This window comes from Pseudomonas sp. NPDC090201, assembly GCF_044746825.1.
GTDB classification, from domain to species: domain Bacteria; phylum Pseudomonadota; class Gammaproteobacteria; order Pseudomonadales; family Pseudomonadaceae; genus Aquipseudomonas; species Aquipseudomonas putida_AD.
This window is the reverse complement of the sequence record NZ_JBIVCX010000005.1, coordinates 164,345-181,830: the sequence shown is the minus strand read 5'-3', so window position 1 is coordinate 181,830 and position 17,486 is coordinate 164,345. Positions and strand designations below refer to the sequence as shown.

General features: G+C 62.5%; 17 protein-coding genes. 8 read left to right on the top strand and 9 right to left on the bottom strand.

All coding sequences use genetic code 11. The features are described from left to right. Nucleotides 1–52 precede the first annotated feature (52 nt). The 5 genes from ACIPOO_RS17220 to ACIPOO_RS17200 form a co-directional block, all read right to left on the bottom strand. On the bottom strand, nt 53–1,510 hold the full coding sequence (locus ACIPOO_RS17220) for an SLC13 family permease (RefSeq protein ID WP_400608681.1): 1,458 nt from the start codon (nt 1,508–1,510) through the stop codon (nt 53–55). Nucleotides 1,511–1,602: 92 nt separating this feature from the next. Then, nucleotides 1,603–2,241, bottom strand: a complete 639-nt coding sequence (locus ACIPOO_RS17215) for an aldolase (RefSeq protein ID WP_400608680.1) — start codon at nt 2,239–2,241, stop codon at nt 1,603–1,605. Continuing rightward, the gene (gene otnK / locus ACIPOO_RS17210; protein WP_400608679.1) at nt 2,238–3,530 is read right to left on the bottom strand and encodes a 3-oxo-tetronate kinase; all 1,293 of its coding nucleotides are present in this window, start codon (nt 3,528–3,530) and stop codon (nt 2,238–2,240) included. The genes ACIPOO_RS17215 and otnK overlap by 4 nt, the downstream gene beginning before the upstream one ends. 10 nt (nt 3,531–3,540) lie before the next feature. Beyond that, nucleotides 3,541–4,500 (bottom strand): L-threonate dehydrogenase, encoded by a 960-nt coding sequence (ltnD, locus tag ACIPOO_RS17205; RefSeq protein WP_274131668.1) that lies wholly within the window; start codon nt 4,498–4,500, stop codon nt 3,541–3,543. Between the two features lie 254 nt (nt 4,501–4,754). Beyond that, the gene (locus tag ACIPOO_RS17200) at nt 4,755–5,570 is read right to left on the bottom strand and encodes a DeoR/GlpR family DNA-binding transcription regulator (protein ID WP_400608678.1); all 816 of its coding nucleotides are present in this window, start codon (nt 5,568–5,570) and stop codon (nt 4,755–4,757) included. Between the two features lie 156 nt (nt 5,571–5,726). On the opposite strand from ACIPOO_RS17200, the gene ACIPOO_RS17195 reads away from it, so the two are divergent. The 3 genes from ACIPOO_RS17195 (at nt 5,727) to ACIPOO_RS17185 (ending at nt 7,504) form a co-directional block, all read left to right on the top strand. Next, the gene (locus ACIPOO_RS17195) at nt 5,727–6,566 is read left to right on the top strand and encodes an EamA family transporter (protein ID WP_400608677.1); all 840 of its coding nucleotides are present in this window, start codon (nt 5,727–5,729) and stop codon (nt 6,564–6,566) included. Between the two features lie 10 nt (nt 6,567–6,576). After that, a complete protein-coding gene (locus ACIPOO_RS17190; protein ID WP_400608676.1) occupies nt 6,577–6,975 on the top strand; it encodes an MAPEG family protein in 399 nt (132 codons plus the stop codon). A gap of 64 nt (nt 6,976–7,039) precedes the next feature. Next, nucleotides 7,040–7,504 (top strand): c-type cytochrome, encoded by a 465-nt coding sequence (locus tag ACIPOO_RS17185; RefSeq protein ID WP_400608675.1) that lies wholly within the window; start codon nt 7,040–7,042, stop codon nt 7,502–7,504. A gap of 100 nt (nt 7,505–7,604) precedes the next feature. Here the strand turns inward: ACIPOO_RS17185 and ACIPOO_RS17180 are convergent, their stop codons facing one another. Beyond that, nucleotides 7,605–8,009: a DUF1090 domain-containing protein gene (locus ACIPOO_RS17180; RefSeq protein WP_274131602.1), complete on the bottom strand. Its 405-nt coding sequence runs from the start codon at nt 8,007–8,009 to the stop codon at nt 7,605–7,607. A 58-nt stretch (nt 8,010–8,067) separates the two neighbouring features. After that, entirely contained in the window at nt 8,068–9,753 is a 1,686-nt protein-coding gene (gene ligB / locus ACIPOO_RS17175) for an NAD-dependent DNA ligase LigB (RefSeq protein WP_400608674.1), read from the bottom strand. Nucleotides 9,754–9,952: 199 nt separating this feature from the next. Between ligB and ACIPOO_RS17170 the strand changes: the two genes are divergently transcribed. Further along, nucleotides 9,953–10,573: a LysE family translocator gene (locus ACIPOO_RS17170; RefSeq protein ID WP_400608673.1), complete on the top strand. Its 621-nt coding sequence runs from the start codon at nt 9,953–9,955 to the stop codon at nt 10,571–10,573. A 69-nt stretch (nt 10,574–10,642) separates the two neighbouring features. On the opposite strand, the gene metK is transcribed toward ACIPOO_RS17170, so the two are convergent. Further along, nucleotides 10,643–11,833 carry a methionine adenosyltransferase gene (gene metK / locus ACIPOO_RS17165; RefSeq protein WP_274131600.1) on the bottom strand — a complete coding sequence of 397 codons (1,191 nt, stop codon included), beginning with the start codon at nt 11,831–11,833 and terminating at the stop codon, nt 10,643–10,645. A gap of 18 nt (nt 11,834–11,851) precedes the next feature. Beyond that, the gene (locus tag ACIPOO_RS17160; RefSeq protein WP_400608672.1) at nt 11,852–12,847 is read right to left on the bottom strand and encodes an ArsR/SmtB family transcription factor; all 996 of its coding nucleotides are present in this window, start codon (nt 12,845–12,847) and stop codon (nt 11,852–11,854) included. Nucleotides 12,848–12,876: 29 nt separating this feature from the next. On the opposite strand from ACIPOO_RS17160, the gene ACIPOO_RS17155 reads away from it, so the two are divergent. The 4 genes from ACIPOO_RS17155 (at nt 12,877) to ACIPOO_RS17140 (ending at nt 17,476) form a co-directional block, all read left to right on the top strand. Beyond that, nucleotides 12,877–13,122 carry a hypothetical protein gene (locus tag ACIPOO_RS17155; RefSeq protein ID WP_400608671.1) on the top strand — a complete coding sequence of 82 codons (246 nt, stop codon included), beginning with the start codon at nt 12,877–12,879 and terminating at the stop codon, nt 13,120–13,122. After that, nucleotides 13,106–15,106, top strand: coding sequence for a transketolase (gene tkt, locus ACIPOO_RS17150; protein ID WP_274131597.1), 2,001 nt, complete (start codon nt 13,106–13,108; stop codon nt 15,104–15,106). Before ACIPOO_RS17155 ends, tkt begins: the two co-directional genes overlap by 17 nt. A 138-nt stretch (nt 15,107–15,244) precedes the next feature. After that, complete coding sequence (gene epd / locus ACIPOO_RS17145) at nt 15,245–16,294, top strand: erythrose-4-phosphate dehydrogenase (protein ID WP_400608670.1); 1,050 nt, start codon at nt 15,245–15,247, stop codon at nt 16,292–16,294. Between the two features lie 18 nt (nt 16,295–16,312). Beyond that, entirely contained in the window at nt 16,313–17,476 is a 1,164-nt protein-coding gene (locus tag ACIPOO_RS17140; protein ID WP_400608669.1) for a phosphoglycerate kinase, read from the top strand. The last annotated feature ends 10 nt before the right edge of the window (nt 17,477–17,486 follow it).

The window sequence follows — 17,486 nt, the reverse complement described above, 5'->3', positions numbered from 1 at the left end:
TCTTCTAAGAGACAGGCGGCGTGCAATCAGGATTCGCACACCGCCTGGGGTATCAAACGAACGGCCAGAGCACCAGGGTCATCAGGAAGCCCAGCGTGCCGAGCACGGTGACCAGGAAGGTCCAGTTGCGCAGGCCGTCGCCAACGTTCAGGCCGGCCAGCTTGGTGAACATCCAGTAACCGGCGTCGTTGATGTGCGACATCGCCAGGCCGCCACCGCCCATGGCCAGGCACAGCAGGGCCATGTGGTTGGCGGAGAGGTTCATGCTGGCGATCAGCGGGCTGAGGATGCCGGCAGTGGTCACCAGTGCCACTGTGGTCGAGCCTTGCACGGCGCGCAACAGCAGCGTCAGGATAAAGCCCAGCGCCAGAACCGGCAGGCCGGTGTTACGCAACGCTTCGGAAACGACAGCACCGATACCGGTGTCCACCAGGACCTTGCCGAACACGCCACCGGCGCCGGCAATCAGGATCACCATGGCAACGCCCGGCAGGGCCGAGCCGATCACGTCGGACACCTGGCTGCGGCTCCAGCCACGGCGCGAACCCAGGATCCAGGCACACAGCAGGGTGTCGATCAGCAGCGCAACCAGCGGCGCGCCCAGCACGGTCAGCACGCTGCGCAGGGTCGAATCCCCCGGCAGCATGGTGGTGGCCAGGGTGCCCAGCAGGATCAGGATGATCGGCAACAGAATCAGCGCAACGATAATCCCGGCGCCCGGTGCCGGAGCCTTGGGCAGTTTGGCTGCCAGGCTGCTGGCGCTTTCTTCCAGGCCCAGTGACTGGGTGTGGGTCGCTTCCTTGGTGTTGGAGTAGTCGTTGTTGGCCCACGCCACCAGGTCTTCGTTGGTGATGTGCGGACCGTAGACTTCGCTGCGGATGTCGTCGGTCATCGGGTAGGTCTTGCGGGTCATGCGACCGGCGATCACGTAACCGATCAGGCACAGCACCGCCACCATCGGGATACCGAACATCAGCACACGGCCAAGGTCAGCGCCCAGTTGCCCGGCAGCGGCGACAGCGCCCGGATGCGGCGGCAGGAACGCATGCACCGACAGCAGCGCGGCGCACATAGGCAGGGCGAAGATCAGCAGCGGCTTGCGCGCCGCGCGAGCGACGCCATAGGCCAGTGGCATCAGGATGATCACGCCGACTTCGAAGAACACCGGAATGCCGACCATGAAACCGGCGACCGTCAGGGCCAGCGGCGTGCGCTTGTTGCCGAAGCGGTTGATCAGGGTCTTGGCCAGCGCCTCGGCGCCGCCGGACAACTCGATGATTCGCCCGATCATGGCACCCAGCGCGATGATGATCGCGATGTGGCCCAGGGTCTTGCCCATGCCGCCTTCGATGGTTGCCACCAGGTCAGCCGGCTTAACGCCTGCGACCAGGGCGACGATGATGCTGACGAGCATCAGGGCCACGAACGGCTGGAATTTGTACTTGAGGACCAGCAGCAGCAACAGCGCGATGCCGGCACCTGCGATGGTCATTAGGATCAGAGGAGTCATGTTGAGTGTCGTGTCCTGTTGTTATTTTTGTCCGGCGAGCCGGGAGCCGGAGACCGCCGAAGCGGTCCCCAATCAAACGCTTTGTCAGCGGGTTACCAGTTCACACCGAACGCCTGGCGCAGATCTTCCAGCGCCGCTGCGTCCAGAGGCTCGGGTTTGGGGTTGCTCATCAGCCACAGGCGGGCGGTCTCTTCGAGCTCTTCCAGGGCAAAGGCTGCCTTGGCGACCGAGCTTTCCCAGACCACCGGCCCCAACCGCTCAAGCATCACGCCGCGCACGCTGTTCGCCAGTTTCGCCACCTGTTCGGCGACTTTCGGCGAGCCCGGGCGCTCGTAGTTGATGAGCGGGATGTGGCCGACCTTCATCACCTGATACGGCGTGATGGGCGGAAGGATGTCGTTCTGCTGCCAGACGCCGGCCAGGGTCAGCGCCACCAGGTGCGTGGAGTGGGTGTGCACCACGCCGCCAACGCTTGGGTTACGGTCGTAGACTTCGCGGTGCAGCATCAGGGTTTTCGACGGCTTGTCGCCCGACACCCATTCGCCCGCCAGGTTGACCTTGGCGATGGCGGCTGGGTCCAGGCGACCCAGGCAGGCGTCGGTCGGGGTGATCAGCCAGCCGTCATCCAGGCGTGCACTGATGTTGCCCGCGCTGCCAACGGTGTAGCCGCGGCCGAACAGCAGGCGGCCGATGTCGCAGATTTCTTCGCGCAGTTTGTTTTCGGCACTCATGCAGCACCTCCGGCCAACTGCTTGAGGGCCTTGTTGAAGAAGTCACGACCACCGAAGTTGCCGGACTTGAGCGCCAGTGCCAGCGGCTGGTCGCCACTGCTGATGGTCGCCGGAACGCCCGGATCAATCTGCGCGCCGATTTTCAGCAGGCTCACGCCCAGCGCTTGGACCACCGCGCCCGAAGTTTCCCCGCCGGCGACGACGAAGCGTTTTACGCCGGCCTTCAGCAGGCCGCTGGCGATCTTGCCCAGCGCCTCTTCAACCATCGCGCCTGCGCGCTCGACGCCCAGCTTCTGCTGCACGGCTTTGACTTCATCCGGGCTGCTGGTGGCGTAGATCAGAACCGTCTGACCGGCATCGCGGGCGAAGGCCAAGGCGTCTTCGACCACAGGCTTGCCGTCGGCCAGCGCCAGCGGATCGATCCGCAGGGCAGGGCGACCGGCTTCCAGCCAGGCAGCCACCTGGCCATTGGTGGCGACCGATGCGCTACCGGCCAGGACCACTTCGCCGCCGTCAACCTGCGCAAGTTTTGCAGCGTCGATGTCGCGCAGCTTGCCGGCGTTGCGGAAGTTGCCCGGCAGGCCCAGCGCCAGACCCGAACCGCCAGTCAGCAGCGGTAGATCGGCACAGGCTTCGCCCAGGGTGTACAGGTCGGCATCGGACAGTGCGTCGGCGATGGCCATGACCACGCCGTTGGCACGCAGTTCGGCGATGCGCGCACGCACGCCTTCAACGCCCTTGGCGATGCTGTCGTAGCGCAGCAGGCCGACCTTCTTTTCGGTTTGCGATTGCAGCACGCGGACCAGGTTCGCGTCGCTCATCGGGGTCAGCGGGTGGTTCTGCATGCCACATTCGTTGAGCAGTTGATCCTGCACGAACAGGTGGCCACGGAAGATCGTGCGACCGTTTTCCGGGAAGGCCGGGCAGGCCAGGGTGAAATCGCTGTCCAGCGCCTGCAGCAGGGCTTCGCTGACCTGGCCGATGTTGCCTTTGGCGGTCGAGTCGAAGGTGGAGCAGTACTTGAAGAAGATCTGCTCGCAGCCACGATCACGCAGCCACTGCAAGGCCTGCAGCGATTCCTCGACCGCTTCGGCAGCCGGGGTGGTGCGGGATTTCAGGGCGATGACGATGGCGTCGGCGTCCAGTTCGGCCAGGCTTTCAGCGCTTGGAATACCGATGCTTTGCACGGTGCGCATGCCGCCACGCACCAGCATGTTGGCAAGGTCGGTGGCGCCGGTGAAGTCGTCGGCAATGCAGCCCAAGAGAGGGCGCGGAGTCGTAGTGCTCATGTGCGATTCCTCAGTCGTTGGCGGCTTTGGCGCCCGGCAGGGTGATGCCCGGGAAGATCTTGATCACGGCCGAATCGTCTTCGCGACCGAAGCCTGCGGTCGAGGCCTGCATGAACATCTGGTGCGCAGTGGACGACAGCGGCAGCGGGAATTTGCTGGCGCGGGCGGTATCCAGTACCAGGCCCAGGTCCTTGACGAAGATGTCCACGGCCGATAGCGGCGTGTAGTCAGCCTTGAGGATGTGCGGCACGCGGTTTTCGAACATCCACGAATTCCCGGCGCTGTTGGTGATGACTTCGTACAGGGCGTCGGCGTCGACACCTTCGCGCAGGCCCAGGGCCATGGCTTCGGCGCTCGCGGCGATGTGCACACCGGCCAGCAGCTGGTTGATGATTTTGACTTTCGAACCCAGGCCATGGACGTCGCCCAGGCGATAGACCTTGCCAGCCATGCCGTTGAGCACCGCGTCGGCCTTGGCGTAGGAGTCGGCAGGGCCGCTGGTCATCATGGTCATCTGGCCGGCAGCGGCTTTGGCGGCGCCACCGGAGATCGGTGCATCGAGGTACAGCAGGCCTTTTTCAGTCAGGCGCTGGCCCAGCTCGATGGCGAAGGTCGGGGCGACAGTGGCGCAACCGATGACCAGGCTGCCTTGAGCCAGAGCGGCGACGGCGCCGTTCTCACCGAAGAGTACGGTTTCGGTCTGCTCGGCGTTGACCACGACAGTGATGATGACGTCGCAGGCAGCAGCCATCGCGGCTGGAGAATCACAAGCAACGCCGCCTTCGCTGGCGAACTGCTCGGTGACGGCTGCGCGCACGTCACAGGCATGCACATTGAAGCCGCTGCGCAGCAGCGAGCGGGCGATACCAAGGCCCATGGCACCCAGGCCAATGACGCCGACGTTCTTGTTATTCATGAGTCTCTCCTCGGGTCGAGTGCCTTCGCTACCGTTGGCACTTGAACGGTGTATGTTCGGATCTGTTAAAGATAGTGAACCTGTGACCGGATAATGTGAAGTAATATTTTGAATTAACAAAAGTTAACATAGATCGTTTTTTGAACAACAAAAAAGCCCCGGTATCTAGCCCGGGGCTTTGAAGGGATACGCAGTTCAGGTGTAGGAGCGCGCTCGCCCGCGACGGCGGTGTGTCAGTTACGTCAATTGCGTCTGGCACACCGCCCTCGTCCGGATGCGGCCCAGACCAAGCGCGCTCCTGCAGGTGGTTAACCGGTTATCGACGCCAACAACACATCCACCCCAAGCGCACGGATGCTGTCTGCCGCCGCGCCGCCCAGTCCGTCGTCGCTGACGATCGTGTCGAACTGCTCAAGCCCCGCGACCTTGTACATGCCGAAGGTGCCGTACTTGGAACTGGTGGTCAGCAGCACGCTGCGGGAGGCGGCCTGCATCGCCGCCTGCTTGACCTCGACCTTCAAGGCAGACGGCGTGGTGGTGCCGCGTTGCAGGTCCCACGAACTGGTCGACATGAAGGCCACGTCCGTCGCCAGTTGCCGTAAAGTCGCCGCCGCCAGACCGCCCACGCAGGAGCGGTTCGGGTGATCCAGCAGGCCGCCGGTGTGAATCACATCCACATGGGTCGCATCGGCCAGCGCATTGACCACGCCGAAATCGTTCGTCACCACGGTCATTCCCGACAGCGCGACGATATAGGGCACCAGCTCCAGCGTGCTGGTGCCGGCGTCCAGGTACACGGTCATTTCCGGGTGCAGCAAGGTTGCGGCCAGCCGCGCCATCGCCTGCTTGTGGGGAAGTTCGACCACAGCCTTGGACTGGTGGCTGGGCTCGCTGTGCACCTGGCTTGCGATGCGCACGCCGCCGGTGACCGAATATGCGCGCCCGCTCTGTTCCAGCAAGGCGATGTCGCGGCGGATGGTCATGTGCGAGCAGTCGAACATTTCCATCAGTTGGTGCACGCTGAGCACCTGGTGCTTGCGCAACTGACGCAGCATCAGCTCCCGGCGCTGGTCGGGAATCATGGGCGCTGCACCACTGATGGTGGTGTCTTCTTCGCTGGACATTCAGGCTCCTGATACAACGGTTCGGTGTACGGCCGATCTCGGCTGTGATGGCTGGCATCTTAGCCAATCGGCACGCCTGGTGTATTCCGTCATCGCCAACCTTTATGCTCGAAAAAGTGTCGCCTGGTGGTTGGTGTGGGCGAATAAGGAGAGTACGTGCTGGCGACAACCCTGGTCCTGATCGCAGCGTTGCTGCATGCCACCTGGAACACCCTCATCAAATTCAGCGGCGAGCGGTTGCTGGTCATCGCCAGCATGGACGTGGTCGCTTTTGTCCTCGCGGTGATCGCGCTGGGGTTCGTCACGCCGCCGCCGCTGCACATCTGGCCTTGGCTTGTGGCGTCGGCGTTGTTCGAGCTGGTTTATCGCGCCTTGCTGATCCGCGCCTATCAGGTGGGCGATCTGGGCCTGGTCTACCCGCTGATGCGAGGGTTGTCGCCGCTGGTGGTGCTGGCGCTGACTTTGATCTTCGCAGGCGAGCACCTGACGACCCAGCAGATCCTCGGCATTCTGCTGATCCCTGCCGGCATGGTCTGCCTGTTATGGCAGGGTGGCGGCGGGGATCGTCTGCCGTGGTCGATGCTGCCGGTTGTCGGGCTGATCGGCCTGTGCATCGGTTGTTACACCTGGATCGATGGCCAGGCGCTCAAGCGTGGCATCGCCCCGCTGGACTATCTGGTCTGGCTGACGTTCATCAGCGCCTGGCCCTTCCCGCTGCTGGCAGTGCTCAAGAAACGTCCGGCATTCACCCTGTTCTGGCGCGAGCAGTGGAGGCTGGGCCTGGCTGTCGGTTTTTGCGTTCTGGCAAGTTATGCCCTGGTGCTCTGGGCAATGCAGCTAGGCTCAGTGGCAGAGGCGGCAGCGTTGCGCGAGGTGAGTGTGGTGCTGGTGGTGTTGTTCGGCATGCGCTATCTCAAAGAACCTTTTGGCCGGCCACGGCTCTTAGCCTGTGCGCTGGTTTTACTCGGAATGCTTCTGATGAAGCTCACTTTTTAAGGATGTGAACATGACCGTTGCCTTCTGGTGCGTGTTGATCGTGATTCTGCTGCCGATTGTGTGTGCCGGGATTGCCAAGTTCGGCGGTGGTGGATTCCGCATGAGCGACAATCACGACCCCCGGGATTTCCTCGAAAGCCTCGAAGGATTCCCGCGCCGTGCCCATGCCGCGCAGCAGAACAGCTTCGAGGCGATTCCGGGGTTCGCAGCCGGTGTGGTCATTGCCCACATCGCCGGGGTCGCCCAACTGGTGACCATCGATGTGTTGGCGGTGCTGTTCGTCACCACGCGCCTGCTCTACATCATTTTCTACCTGGCGGATCTGGCCGCCCTGCGCTCGCTGGTGTGGTTCATCGGGCTGGCGCTGGTGGTCGCTTTGTTTGGCGTTTCCGTCGGCACGCCTGCCTGAACATTCACTTGGGTTTTTCAGGGCGTACGCAGATACTGGCGACCCTTTTTCGCCAGTAGTCGCCATGAATTCAAAGAGCGTCGCGTTGAGAAGTTTCGGTCTGCTGCTGGTCGCAGCCTTTGCGTTGACGGCCTGCGGGGGCGTCGATCCGGATTCCCCGCTCGGCCAGCGCAAGGCAATCTTCAAGCAGATGCTCAAGACCAGCGAAGACACCGGCGGCATGCTGCGCGGGCGGCTGCCGTTCGACGGCGCAAAGTTCGCCGAGGGTGCGGTGAAGCTCGATGGGCTGGCCCACGAACCGTGGAAACACTTCCCGCCCGTTCGTGAAGCAGAACACACCAGCGCCAGGGATGCGGTGTGGGGGCGCCAGGCGCGCTTTCAGGAACTGGCCCGGGCGCTTGAGGCCCGGACCGGGGAACTGGTCATCGCGACCAGATCCTTGCAACTGACCCCGGCCAACATGATCCCGCCGATGAACAACGTCGAAGATGCCTGTGATGCCTGTCACAAGGAGTTTCGCGACCACTAGACGCATCCGTAGCAGCACGGCTTGCCGGCAGGCGCGGTGGGTCTATGACGAATGTGCCGGCTGACACTGCGCCCCGCCGGCAAGCCGTGCTGCTACGAAATCATTCGTCGTCTTCATCGGGCTGGATCTGCTCCAGCTTCTGCTGTTCGTCCTGCAGCTCCTTGCGCGATTCGGCCAGTTTGTCCTTGCGCTTGTTGATCTTGTCGGCGTCGCCTTTCTTCATCGCCTTGTCCAGGTCCGACTGACGCTTGCCGACTTCCTGCTTGGCCTCCAGCACTTTCTTTTCCTGTGCCTTGATCAGGCTCGCGTCGGTGCAGTGCTCGGTGTTCTCGCTCAGGGCTTTTTCCAGGCCCGCCTGTTGATCGCTGTTCCCGGCGGCCTTGGCCTGCTCGATCTGCGCCTGAATGTCCGCGCGCTTGGCTTCGCACAAGGGCTCGGCCGCCATTGACGGCGCCGCCCATATCCCGCAGACGGTGACCATCAGCAGTGATGACAAGAATTTCATGAACGCTCCTTGAAAAAGATGCCCGGACAGACGACATGAAGTCCGGGATGAAAAGTGACTAAAACCCTTTGATACCCCGCTCGCGCAGCTTGCCACTCAGGGCCTGCACGTGCGGGTCTTGAAAAAATGCCTGCAACTGCACCGCACGTCCCGGGCCAATGCCGGGTTCGGCCTGCCATTGGGCGACGCTGCGGGCAGACAGCTCGGACCACGAACCGCCCAGCTGCGCGCCCGCGACCGGCGGCAAGCCGAGCGCTTTGAGCCAGATTTCGAAGCTTTGTTCGCCTGCGCCCTGAAAACTCTCCAACAGTCTAGCGCTGCTGCGCTCTCCCAGGCCGGGAATGTTAGCAAGCTGTGCACCGTCGAGGTGCATCCAGTCCAGCAGTCCGTTGATTTTTCCGGCCTCGATCAGCTTGTCCCAAGTGCCCGGTCCTACACCGGTCATGGCCAGGCCCTGCTTGCCGCCGAGCCACTTGAGTCGCTCGCGGAACTGGCTTTCACAACCAGGAACCGGCTGCCAGCAACTGAGCGCGTGATAGTCGGCGGTGTTTGGGATGGTCAACGGTGTGCGCTCAACGCTGCGGGTGACGACGCCGTCCAGGCGCGGGATCGTCAGCCCTGCAAGGCTGATGGCGACCTGATCGCCGGGGCGGATGTCCAGCGTCTCCCAGCGTTTGAACGAGCCGACGCTCACCCGGCTGACTTTTCGGTCATCCAGTATCAGCGGTTCGAGCTCCAGCACCGGCGTGATCTTTCCGCTGCGTCCGACGTTGAAATGAACGCTTCGTACCTGCGCCAGTATTTGTGCAAGCGGATATTTCCACGCCGCAATCCAGTAAGGCGCCCTGGCCCGCCAGCGCTCCGCAGGCGGGCGCTGGCCTTCTCGAATCACGACGCCATCGGAGGCAAAGGGCAGGGCGTGGGTGTACCAGAACTCACGCCAGCTTTTGGCCTGGGTGATGCCTGATACCGGTTCGCTGAAGCGCTGGCTGTCGGTAAAGCCAAGCGCGTGCAGCCCGGCCATGCGCTCGCGCATGCCCGCCGGCCCCTCCGGCCAGTCCCAGACGAACAGCCCAACCTGCGCGCCTTCTTCTTCGCTGATCGCCTTGCGCGCGAGCAGGCCGGCGACCTTGCTGCGGGCGTTGGCGCTGCCGGCTTCAGCCTGCTTGTGATCGGGCAGATTCCAGTACAGCTCGCCCTGCAGCACCAGTGTCGATTCCCACGCCAACGAGGGCGGAATCGCCTGGATGTGATGGGCGTGCCCGGTCCAGTCTTGCCCGCTGACGCCGTCACCACGGCTGATGAGCCTGGCCAGCTTGCCGTTCTCGTAGACCAGAGTGACCGCAACCCCGTCGACTTTCGGCTGAATCCACAGGTCGCTCCGCCCGCTCATCCAGGCCTGCACGGCGCGTTCGTCGGGCAGCTTGTTCAAACCTGTGTGGGGGATGGGGTGCAGTATCGGGCCTGTCGCAGTCTTGAGCGGGTTTTCGTCCTTGGGTGCCTGTTGGTCAAAACATTTGCGCAGCTTGCCCAACCGCTGCACGGCCTGGTCGTAAAGCTCATCGGCCACCAGCGAGACGCCCTCGCGATGATAGGTATCGTCCCAGCGCTCGATCTGTTGCTGCAGCGAGCGGATTTCACTCTCGGCCCGATCCCCGGGCCACTCGGGGCAGGACTGGGCATTGGCGAAGCTGACTGAAAGGGCGATCAGCCCAGCGACCATGAAGCGCAGGTAACGCAGCATCGAAGCATCCTTGCCTGAACGAGTGGGCAGTCAGGCTAAGGTTTCGGCGCCAGGCTTGCCCGGCAGTCTGGTTACAGGCTTTTTCGGCTGCCGGTACAGTTGGGGCCGTTTTCGTTGCCTGGCTGTCCCTTGAGCCGATTCGGCGAGGGTGCAGAATGAGGTCTCTTATGTGTGTCAGAAAACAACAAGGAGATTCTCCGTGAACCTGTCGACACTCCTGGTCTTTATCCCTGCCTGCTTCGCCCTGAACATGGCACCCGGTCCGAACAACCTGCTGTCGATCAGCAATGCCTCACGCTACGGATTCATGCGGGCGTGCAGCGGCGGCCTTGGGCGGCTGCTGGCATTCGCGATCATGATTGCCCTGGCGGCGGTGGGGCTGGCGGCAGTGCTGCACACCTCCGAACTGCTGTTTCACGCGATCAAGATCGTTGGCGCCGCCTACCTGTTCTATCTGGCGGTGCAACTCTGGCGCGCCAATGGGGATTCGCCTGTGGATGAGGCGGCGGGCTCGGTCGGGGTAGGGCGTCTGGCGCGGCAAGAGTTTCTGGTGGCCATCGGCAATCCCAAGGCGATCCTTCTGTTTACTGCGTTCTTGCCGCAGTTCGTCGATCGTTCCGGGGTGATCACCACACAGTTCGCACAGTTGGGTGCGATGTTCCTGGCACTGGAGTGCGTTGCCATCGCCCTGTACTGCTATATGGGCGTGTATGCCCGGCGGCTGTTCGCCAAGCCCAGCGGCAAGCGGCTGTTCAACAGGATCTGCGCAGGCTTGCTGGCCAGCGCCGCCTCGTTCCTGCTGGTGGCACGCAGGGGGTGATACCCACGAAAAAGCCCCTGACGACTCTCATCGCCAGGGGCTTTTTCTTACAACAACCGCTAACCCGTATTACAGGCCTGCAGCAGCGCGCAGGGCGGCAGCGCGGTCGGTTTTCTCCCAGGTGAACGTGGAGAAGGTGTCTTCGCCCACGGTCTTGGTTTCCGGCGTGCGGCCGAAGTGACCGTAGGCTGCGGTGTCCTGGTACATCGGGTGCAGCAGGTCGAGCATCTTGGTGATTGCGTACGGACGCAGGTCGAAGTGCTCGCGTACCAGCTGGATGATCTTGTCATCGCTGATCTTGCCGGTGCCGAAGGTGTTCAGCGAGATCGAAGTCGGTTGCGCGACGCCGATGGCGTAGGAAACCTGAATCTCGCAGCGCTCGGCCAGGCCCGCGGCAACGATGTTCTTGGCCACGTAGCGACCGGCGTAGGCAGCCGAACGGTCAACCTTGGATGGATCCTTGCCGGAGAACGCGCCGCCGCCGTGACGGGCCATGCCGCCGTAGCTGTCGACGATGATCTTGCGGCCGGTCAGGCCACAGTCGCCCACCGGGCCACCGATGATGAACTGGCCAGTCGGGTTGATGTGGAACTGGGTGTCCTTGTGCAGCAGCTCGGCTGGCAGCACGTGCTTGACGATCAGTTCCATCACGCCGTCGCGCAGGTCGTTGTAGGACACATCCGGGTTGTGCTGGGTCGACAGCACGATGGCGTCGATACCGACCACGATGCCGTTCTCATAGCGGCAGGTGACCTGGGATTTGGCGTCCGGGCGCAGCCAAGGCAGCAGGCCGGATTTACGGGCTTCAGCCTGGCGCTTGACCAACTGGTGCGAGAACGCGATCGGCGCAGGCATCAGCTCTGGAGTTTCGTTGCTGGCGTAGCCGAACATCAGGCCCTGGTCGCCAGCGCCCTGATCTTCAGGCTTGGCGCGGTCAACGCCCTGGTTGATGTCAGGGGACTGCTTGCCGATGATGTTCATCACGCTGCAGGTCGCGCCGTCGAAGCCGACGTCGGAGCTGGTGTAGCCGATGCCACTGATCACGTCGCGAACGATCTGCTCCAGGTCAACCCAGGCGCTGGTGGTGACTTCGCCTGCCACGATGGCAACGCCGGTCTTGACCAGGGTTTCCACGGCCACCCGGGCGTGTTTGTCTTGGGTAATGATGGCGTCCAGCACCGCATCGGAGATCTGGTCGGCGATTTTGTCCGGATGCCCTTCGGACACGGACTCGGAGGTGAAAAGGGAGTATTCGCTCATCTCGACAATTTTCCTGTGTTACCGATGGTGAGTGTCGCCAGCCGGTCGCTGAAAGTGGCGGACCTGGATCTGGAAACCATTACGTAAACCTATGTACAGACTTTCTCCGGGGACCAGCCCCGCAGCGATGGCCCAGCGGGCCAGGTCTTCCTGTTCGAAACCCAACCAGAGATCGCCACAGGCTTCCTTTGCCCAGCTCTGGTCGTGGCTGCACAACTCTGTCACCAAGAGGCTTGCGCCCGGTCGCAACAGGTTGGCCAGTTGTTTGAGTGCTTCGGCCGGCGCCGCAAAATGATGAAGCACCATATTCAAGACGACGCAGTCAGCCGAAACATTAGCGTCGGTCAATGCATCGGCCAGTTTCAGCTCGACATTATCCAGCGCCTTGCGCGTGCAGATGTCTCGCGCCAGATCGAGCATGGCGGGGCTGTTGTCCAGCCCTGTGACATGCCCGAAGCGCTGCGCCAGGTCCGGCAGGAAACCACCGTCACCGGGCCCGACTTCAACGGCCGTGGCGCCTGCCTCGAAACTCAGTTTGTCCAGCAGCGACAGCAGGCTGTCGCGGTATTGCGGCAGTCCTGCGATCAGGTCCTGCTGGGCACGAAATTTCTCTGCGGTCCGTGCGAAAAAGTCCTGGCTGGCGTTGGCCCGTTGGCGATGGACCAGGCCGATACGGGCCTGGACATCGTCGGGAAGCGTCAGCTCATCGACCTCTTCAAGCAGTGCCGCGTGCAGCTTGCCGCCGAATAACTCGGTGTGGGGCAGGGCGCGGCGATAGAAGATCGCGTTGCCTTCCCGGCGAGTTGCCACCAGGTCCGCCTGAGCCAGCACCTTGAGGTGATGACTCATGCCGGACTGGCCAATGGCGAAGATCTGCGCCAGTTCCAGCACGCCGAACGAATCGTTGGACAGCGCGCGCAGCACGTTCAGGCGCAACGGGTCGCCGCCGGCCTTGCACAAGGCAGCCAGTTCATCGCTTTGCTCGGGGCTGATGGCGGACGCAGGAATACTCATAGGGCTGGCAGTCTAGATACCGATCCGGGATGCTGCAAGGGCAATATCAAAAAGTTTTGATATTGGTCGATGGGTGGCGACAGGCTGACGCCGTGATTGCGCCGTTTGCGGGCGCAAGTCCCTTGCCAGTGAAGAAATATCGCCTGCAAGGCAGGAAAATCGTGCTTCGGGATGTATCTGTCATTGCCCCCAAGGCAGTGCCTGAGGGAAAATGGCCGCCTTTTTCAGATCCCACTTCTTTGCCCCAGGAGATCAGCGATGCCCAGCCGTCGTGAGCGTGCCAATGCCATTCGTGCCCTCAGCATGGATGCCGTGCAAAAGGCCAACAGCGGCCACCCAGGAGCCCCTATGGGCATGGCGGATATCGCTGAAGTCCTGTGGCGCGATTATCTGAAACACAACCCGAGCAACCCGCTGTTCGCCGACCGTGACCGGTTCATCCTGTCCAACGGCCACGGCTCGATGCTGATCTACTCGCTGCTGCACCTGACCGGCTACGACCTGTCGATCGACGACCTGAAGAACTTCCGTCAACTGCACAGCCGCACCCCGGGCCACCCTGAATACGGCTACACCCCGGGCGTTGAAACCACCACCGGCCCGCTGGGCCAGGGTTTCGCCAACGCCGTCGGTTTCGCTGCCGCCGAGAAGACGCTCGCCGCACAGTTCAACCGTCCTGGCCACAGCATCGTCGACCACCACACCTACGTGTTCATGGGTGATGGCTGCATGATGGAAGGTATTTCCCACGAAGTCGCTTCGTTGGCCGGTACCCTGCGCCTGAACAAGCTGATCGCCTTCTATGACGACAACGGCATCTCCATCGATGGCGAAGTCGAAGGCTGGTTCACCGATGACACGCCAAAGCGCTTCGAATCCTACGGCTGGCTGGTGATCCGCAACGTCGACGGCCATGACGCCGACGAGATCAAGACCGCCATCGAAACCGCTCGCAAGAGCGACAAGCCGACCCTGATCTGCTGCAAGACCACCATCGGTTTCGGCTCGCCGAACAAGCAGGGCAAGGAAGAGTGCCACGGCGCTCCGCTGGGCAACGACGAAATCGCCCTGACCCGCGCTGCGCTCAAGTGGACTCACGGCCCGTTCGAAATCCCGGCCGACATCTACAAAGAGTGGGACGCCAAGGAAAAAGGCCTGGCGGCCGAGGCCGAGTGGGACCAGCGTTTCGCTGCCTACTCCGCTGCTTTCCCTGAGCTGGCCAACGAGCTGGTCCGTCGCATGAGCGGCGAGTTGCCAGCTGACTTCGCCGAGAAATCCGCTGCCTACGTGGCTGAAGTCAACGCCAAGGGCGAAACCATCGCCAGCCGTAAAGCCAGCCAGAACGCCCTGAGCGCCTTCGGCCCGCTGCTGCCCGAGTTCCTCGGCGGCTCGGCTGACCTGGCAGGTTCGAACCTGACCATCTGGAAAGGCTGCAAGTCCATCACCGGCGAAGACGCCAGCGGCAACTACCTGCACTACGGTGTGCGTGAGTTCGGCATGGGCGCGATCATGAACGGCATCGCCCTGCATGGCGGCTTCGTGCCATACGGCGCGACCTTCCTGATCTTCATGGAATACGCCCGCAACGCGGTGCGCATGTCCTCGCTGATGAAAAAGCGTGTGATCTACGTGTTCACCCACGACTCCATCGGCCTGGGCGAAGACGGCCCGACTCACCAGCCGATCGAGCAACTGACCAGCCTGCGTTCCACGCCGAACCTGGACACCTGGCGCCCGGCCGATGCCGTGGAGTCGGCAGTGGCCTGGAAACACGCCATCGAGCGCAACGACGGTCCTTCGGCCCTGATCTTCTCCCGCCAGAACCTGCCTCACCAGGCACGCGATGCGCTGCAACTGGAGAACATCAACCGTGGTGGCTACGTGCTGCGTGACTGCAACGGCGAGCCTGACCTGATCCTGATCGCTACCGGTTCCGAAGTCGGCCTGGCCGTTCAGGCGTTCGACAAGCTGACCGCCGACGGCAAGAACGTACGTGTGGTTTCCATGCCGTGCACCAGCGTCTTCGAAAGCCAGGACGCGCTGTACAAGCAGTCGGTCCTGCCGCTGGAAGTCAGTGCGCGTATCGCCATCGAGGCTGCTCACGCCGACTACTGGTACAAGTACGTCGGTCTGGAAGGCCGCGTGATCGGCATGACCACCTTCGGCGAGTCGGCCCCTGCGCCTGCGCTGTTCGAAGAGTTCGGCTTCACGCTGGAGAACGTCATCAGCACGGCTGAAGAGCTGCTGGAAGACGAGTAACCGACGCGCGCCCCCTTGTAGGAGCGCGCTTGCCCGCGATTGCGTCGTGTCATCCACCACAGGTGTCACTGACATGTCGCAATCGCGGGCAAGCGCGCTCCTACAGGTTCTCTACCACTCAAGCTTTTGAGAACCCCCATGCCAGAGTCACGCCCTTACAAAGTTGCCCTCAATGGTTACGGTCGGATCGGCCGCTGCGTGCTGCGCGCGCTGTGCGAGCGAGGGGCGAAGGCGGGCTTTGAAGTGGTGGCGATCAACGATCTGGCCGACATGGCCAGTCTCGAATACCTGACGCGCTTTGACTCCACACACGGCCGGTTTCCCGGCGAAGTGCGGGTCGAAGGCGATTTTCTGCACATCAACGATCACGTCATCAAAGTGTTCCGCAGCGAGACGCCGGAAGGCATCGACTGGAACGAACTGGACGTCGATCTGGTGATCGAGTGCTCGGGTGTCTATCACACCCGCGCCGACGGCGAGCGCTTCCTGGCGGCTCGCGCACCCTGTGTGCTGTTCTCCCATCCGATGGCAAGCGAGGCGGATGTCGACGCCACCATCGTGTATGGCATCAATCAGCAGAAGCTGACCGGCGACGAGCTGCTGGTGTCCGCTGCGTCCTGCACCACCAACTGCAGCGTGCCGTTGCTGGACCTGCTCAACCGCGAGCTGGGCCTGGATTACATCACCATCACCACGATTCACTCGGCGATGAACGACCAGCCCGTGATTGACGCCTATCATCACGAGGATCTGCGACGCACGCGTTCGGCTTTCCAGTCTATCATCCCGGTGTCCACTGGTCTGGCGCGCGGCATCGAGCGGCTGCTCCCGGAACTTGCCGGCCGAATTCAGGCCAAAGCAGTTCGTGTGCCGACGGTGAACGTCTCGTGCCTGGACATCACGATGCAGGTCAAGCGTGATACCGACGCGGTCGAGATCAACCGGATTCTGCGCGAGGCTGCCACAAGCGGCCCGCTAAAAGGCCTGCTGGCATACACCGAATTGCCGCACGCCAGTTGTGATTTCAACCATGACCCTCATTCGGCCATCATCGATGCCAGCCAGACCCGGGTTTCCGGTCCAAGGCTGGTCAACGTGCTGGCGTGGTTCGACAACGAATGGGGTTTTGCCAATCGAATGCTGGATGTCGCCGATCACTATCTGCGCAGCATCAACAAACAACAGTAATAAACACAGGAACACCTCATGACCGTGTTGAAGATGACCGACCTCGATCTGCAAGGTAAGCGCGTACTGATCCGCGAAGACCTCAACGTTCCGGTCAAGGATGGTGTCGTCACCAGCGACGCACGCATCCTGGCATCGCTTCCGACCATCAAGCTGGCGCTGGAGAAAGGCGCGGCTGTCATGGTCTGCTCGCACCTGGGTCGCCCGACCGAAGGCGAGTTCTCCGCCGAGAACAGCCTCAAGCCTGTGGCCGATTACCTGAGCAAGGCCCTGGGTCGCGAAGTACCGCTCATCGCCGAGTATCTGGACGGCGTCGAGGTCAAGGCCGGCGACATCGTGCTGTTCGAAAACGTGCGCTTCAACAAGGGCGAGAAAAAGAACGCCGACGAGCTGGCGCAGAAGTACGCCGCTCTCTGCGACGTCTTCGTGATGGACGCCTTCGGCACCGCTCACCGCGCCGAGGGCTCGACCCACGGCGTGGCCAAATTCGCCAAGGTCGCGGCTGCAGGCCCGCTGCTGGCCGCCGAGCTGGAAGCGCTGGGCAAGGCCCTGGGCAACCCGGCCAAGCCTATGGCCGCCATCGTTGCCGGCTCCAAGGTTTCCACCAAGCTGGACGTGCTCAACAGCCTGAGCGAGAAGTGCGACCAGTTGATCGTCGGTGGCGGCATCGCCAACACCTTCCTGGCCGCTGCTGGCCACAAGGTCGGCAAGTCGCTGTACGAGCCAGACCTGCTGGACACCGCCCGCGCCATCGCCGCCAAGGTCAGCGTGCCGCTGCCGGTTGACGTCGTGGTTGCCAAGGCATTCGCCCAGGATGCAGAAGCTACTGTCAAACTGATCGCCGACGTGGCCGACGACGACATGATTCTGGACATCGGTCCGAAAACCGCCGAGCACTTCGCCGACTTGTTGAAATCTTCCAGGACTATCCTGTGGAACGGCCCGGTCGGCGTGTTCGAATTCGACCAGTTCGGCAATGGCACCAAAGTGCTGGCCCAGGCGATTGCCGACAGCTCGGCATTCTCCATCGCCGGTGGCGGCGATACTCTGGCAGCCATCGACAAATACGCTGTGGGCGAGAAAATCTCCTACATCTCCACCGGTGGCGGCGCGTTCCTCGAGTTCGTCGAGGGCAAGATATTGCCTGCCGTGGAAGTTCTGGAACAACGCGCCAAGGCCTGATTATCAGGCC

Coding starts and splice junctions, on each gene's coding strand:
- ACIPOO_RS17190 (WP_400608676.1), top strand. CDS start 6,577: ATGACCGTTGCCTTCTGGTGCGTGTTGATCGTGATTCTGCTGCCGATT.
- ACIPOO_RS17185 (WP_400608675.1), top strand. CDS start 7,040: ATGAATTCAAAGAGCGTCGCGTTGAGAAGTTTCGGTCTGCTGCTGGTC.
- tkt (WP_274131597.1), top strand. CDS start 13,106: ATGCCCAGCCGTCGTGAGCGTGCCAATGCCATTCGTGCCCTCAGCATG.
- ACIPOO_RS17180 (WP_274131602.1), bottom strand. CDS start 8,009: ATGAAATTCTTGTCATCACTGCTGATGGTCACCGTCTGCGGGATATGG.
- ACIPOO_RS17140 (WP_400608669.1), top strand. CDS start 16,313: ATGACCGTGTTGAAGATGACCGACCTCGATCTGCAAGGTAAGCGCGTA.
- ACIPOO_RS17215 (WP_400608680.1), bottom strand. CDS start 2,241: ATGAGTGCCGAAAACAAACTGCGCGAAGAAATCTGCGACATCGGCCGC.
- ACIPOO_RS17220 (WP_400608681.1), bottom strand. CDS start 1,510: ATGACTCCTCTGATCCTAATGACCATCGCAGGTGCCGGCATCGCGCTG.
- ACIPOO_RS17200 (WP_400608678.1), bottom strand. CDS start 5,570: ATGTCCAGCGAAGAAGACACCACCATCAGTGGTGCAGCGCCCATGATT.
- epd (WP_400608670.1), top strand. CDS start 15,245: ATGCCAGAGTCACGCCCTTACAAAGTTGCCCTCAATGGTTACGGTCGG.
- metK (WP_274131600.1), bottom strand. CDS start 11,833: ATGAGCGAATACTCCCTTTTCACCTCCGAGTCCGTGTCCGAAGGGCAT.
- ACIPOO_RS17155 (WP_400608671.1), top strand. CDS start 12,877: ATGCTGCAAGGGCAATATCAAAAAGTTTTGATATTGGTCGATGGGTGG.
- ACIPOO_RS17160 (WP_400608672.1), bottom strand. CDS start 12,847: ATGAGTATTCCTGCGTCCGCCATCAGCCCCGAGCAAAGCGATGAACTG.
- ligB (WP_400608674.1), bottom strand. CDS start 9,753: ATGCTGCGTTACCTGCGCTTCATGGTCGCTGGGCTGATCGCCCTTTCA.
- otnK (WP_400608679.1), bottom strand. CDS start 3,530: ATGAGCACTACGACTCCGCGCCCTCTCTTGGGCTGCATTGCCGACGAC.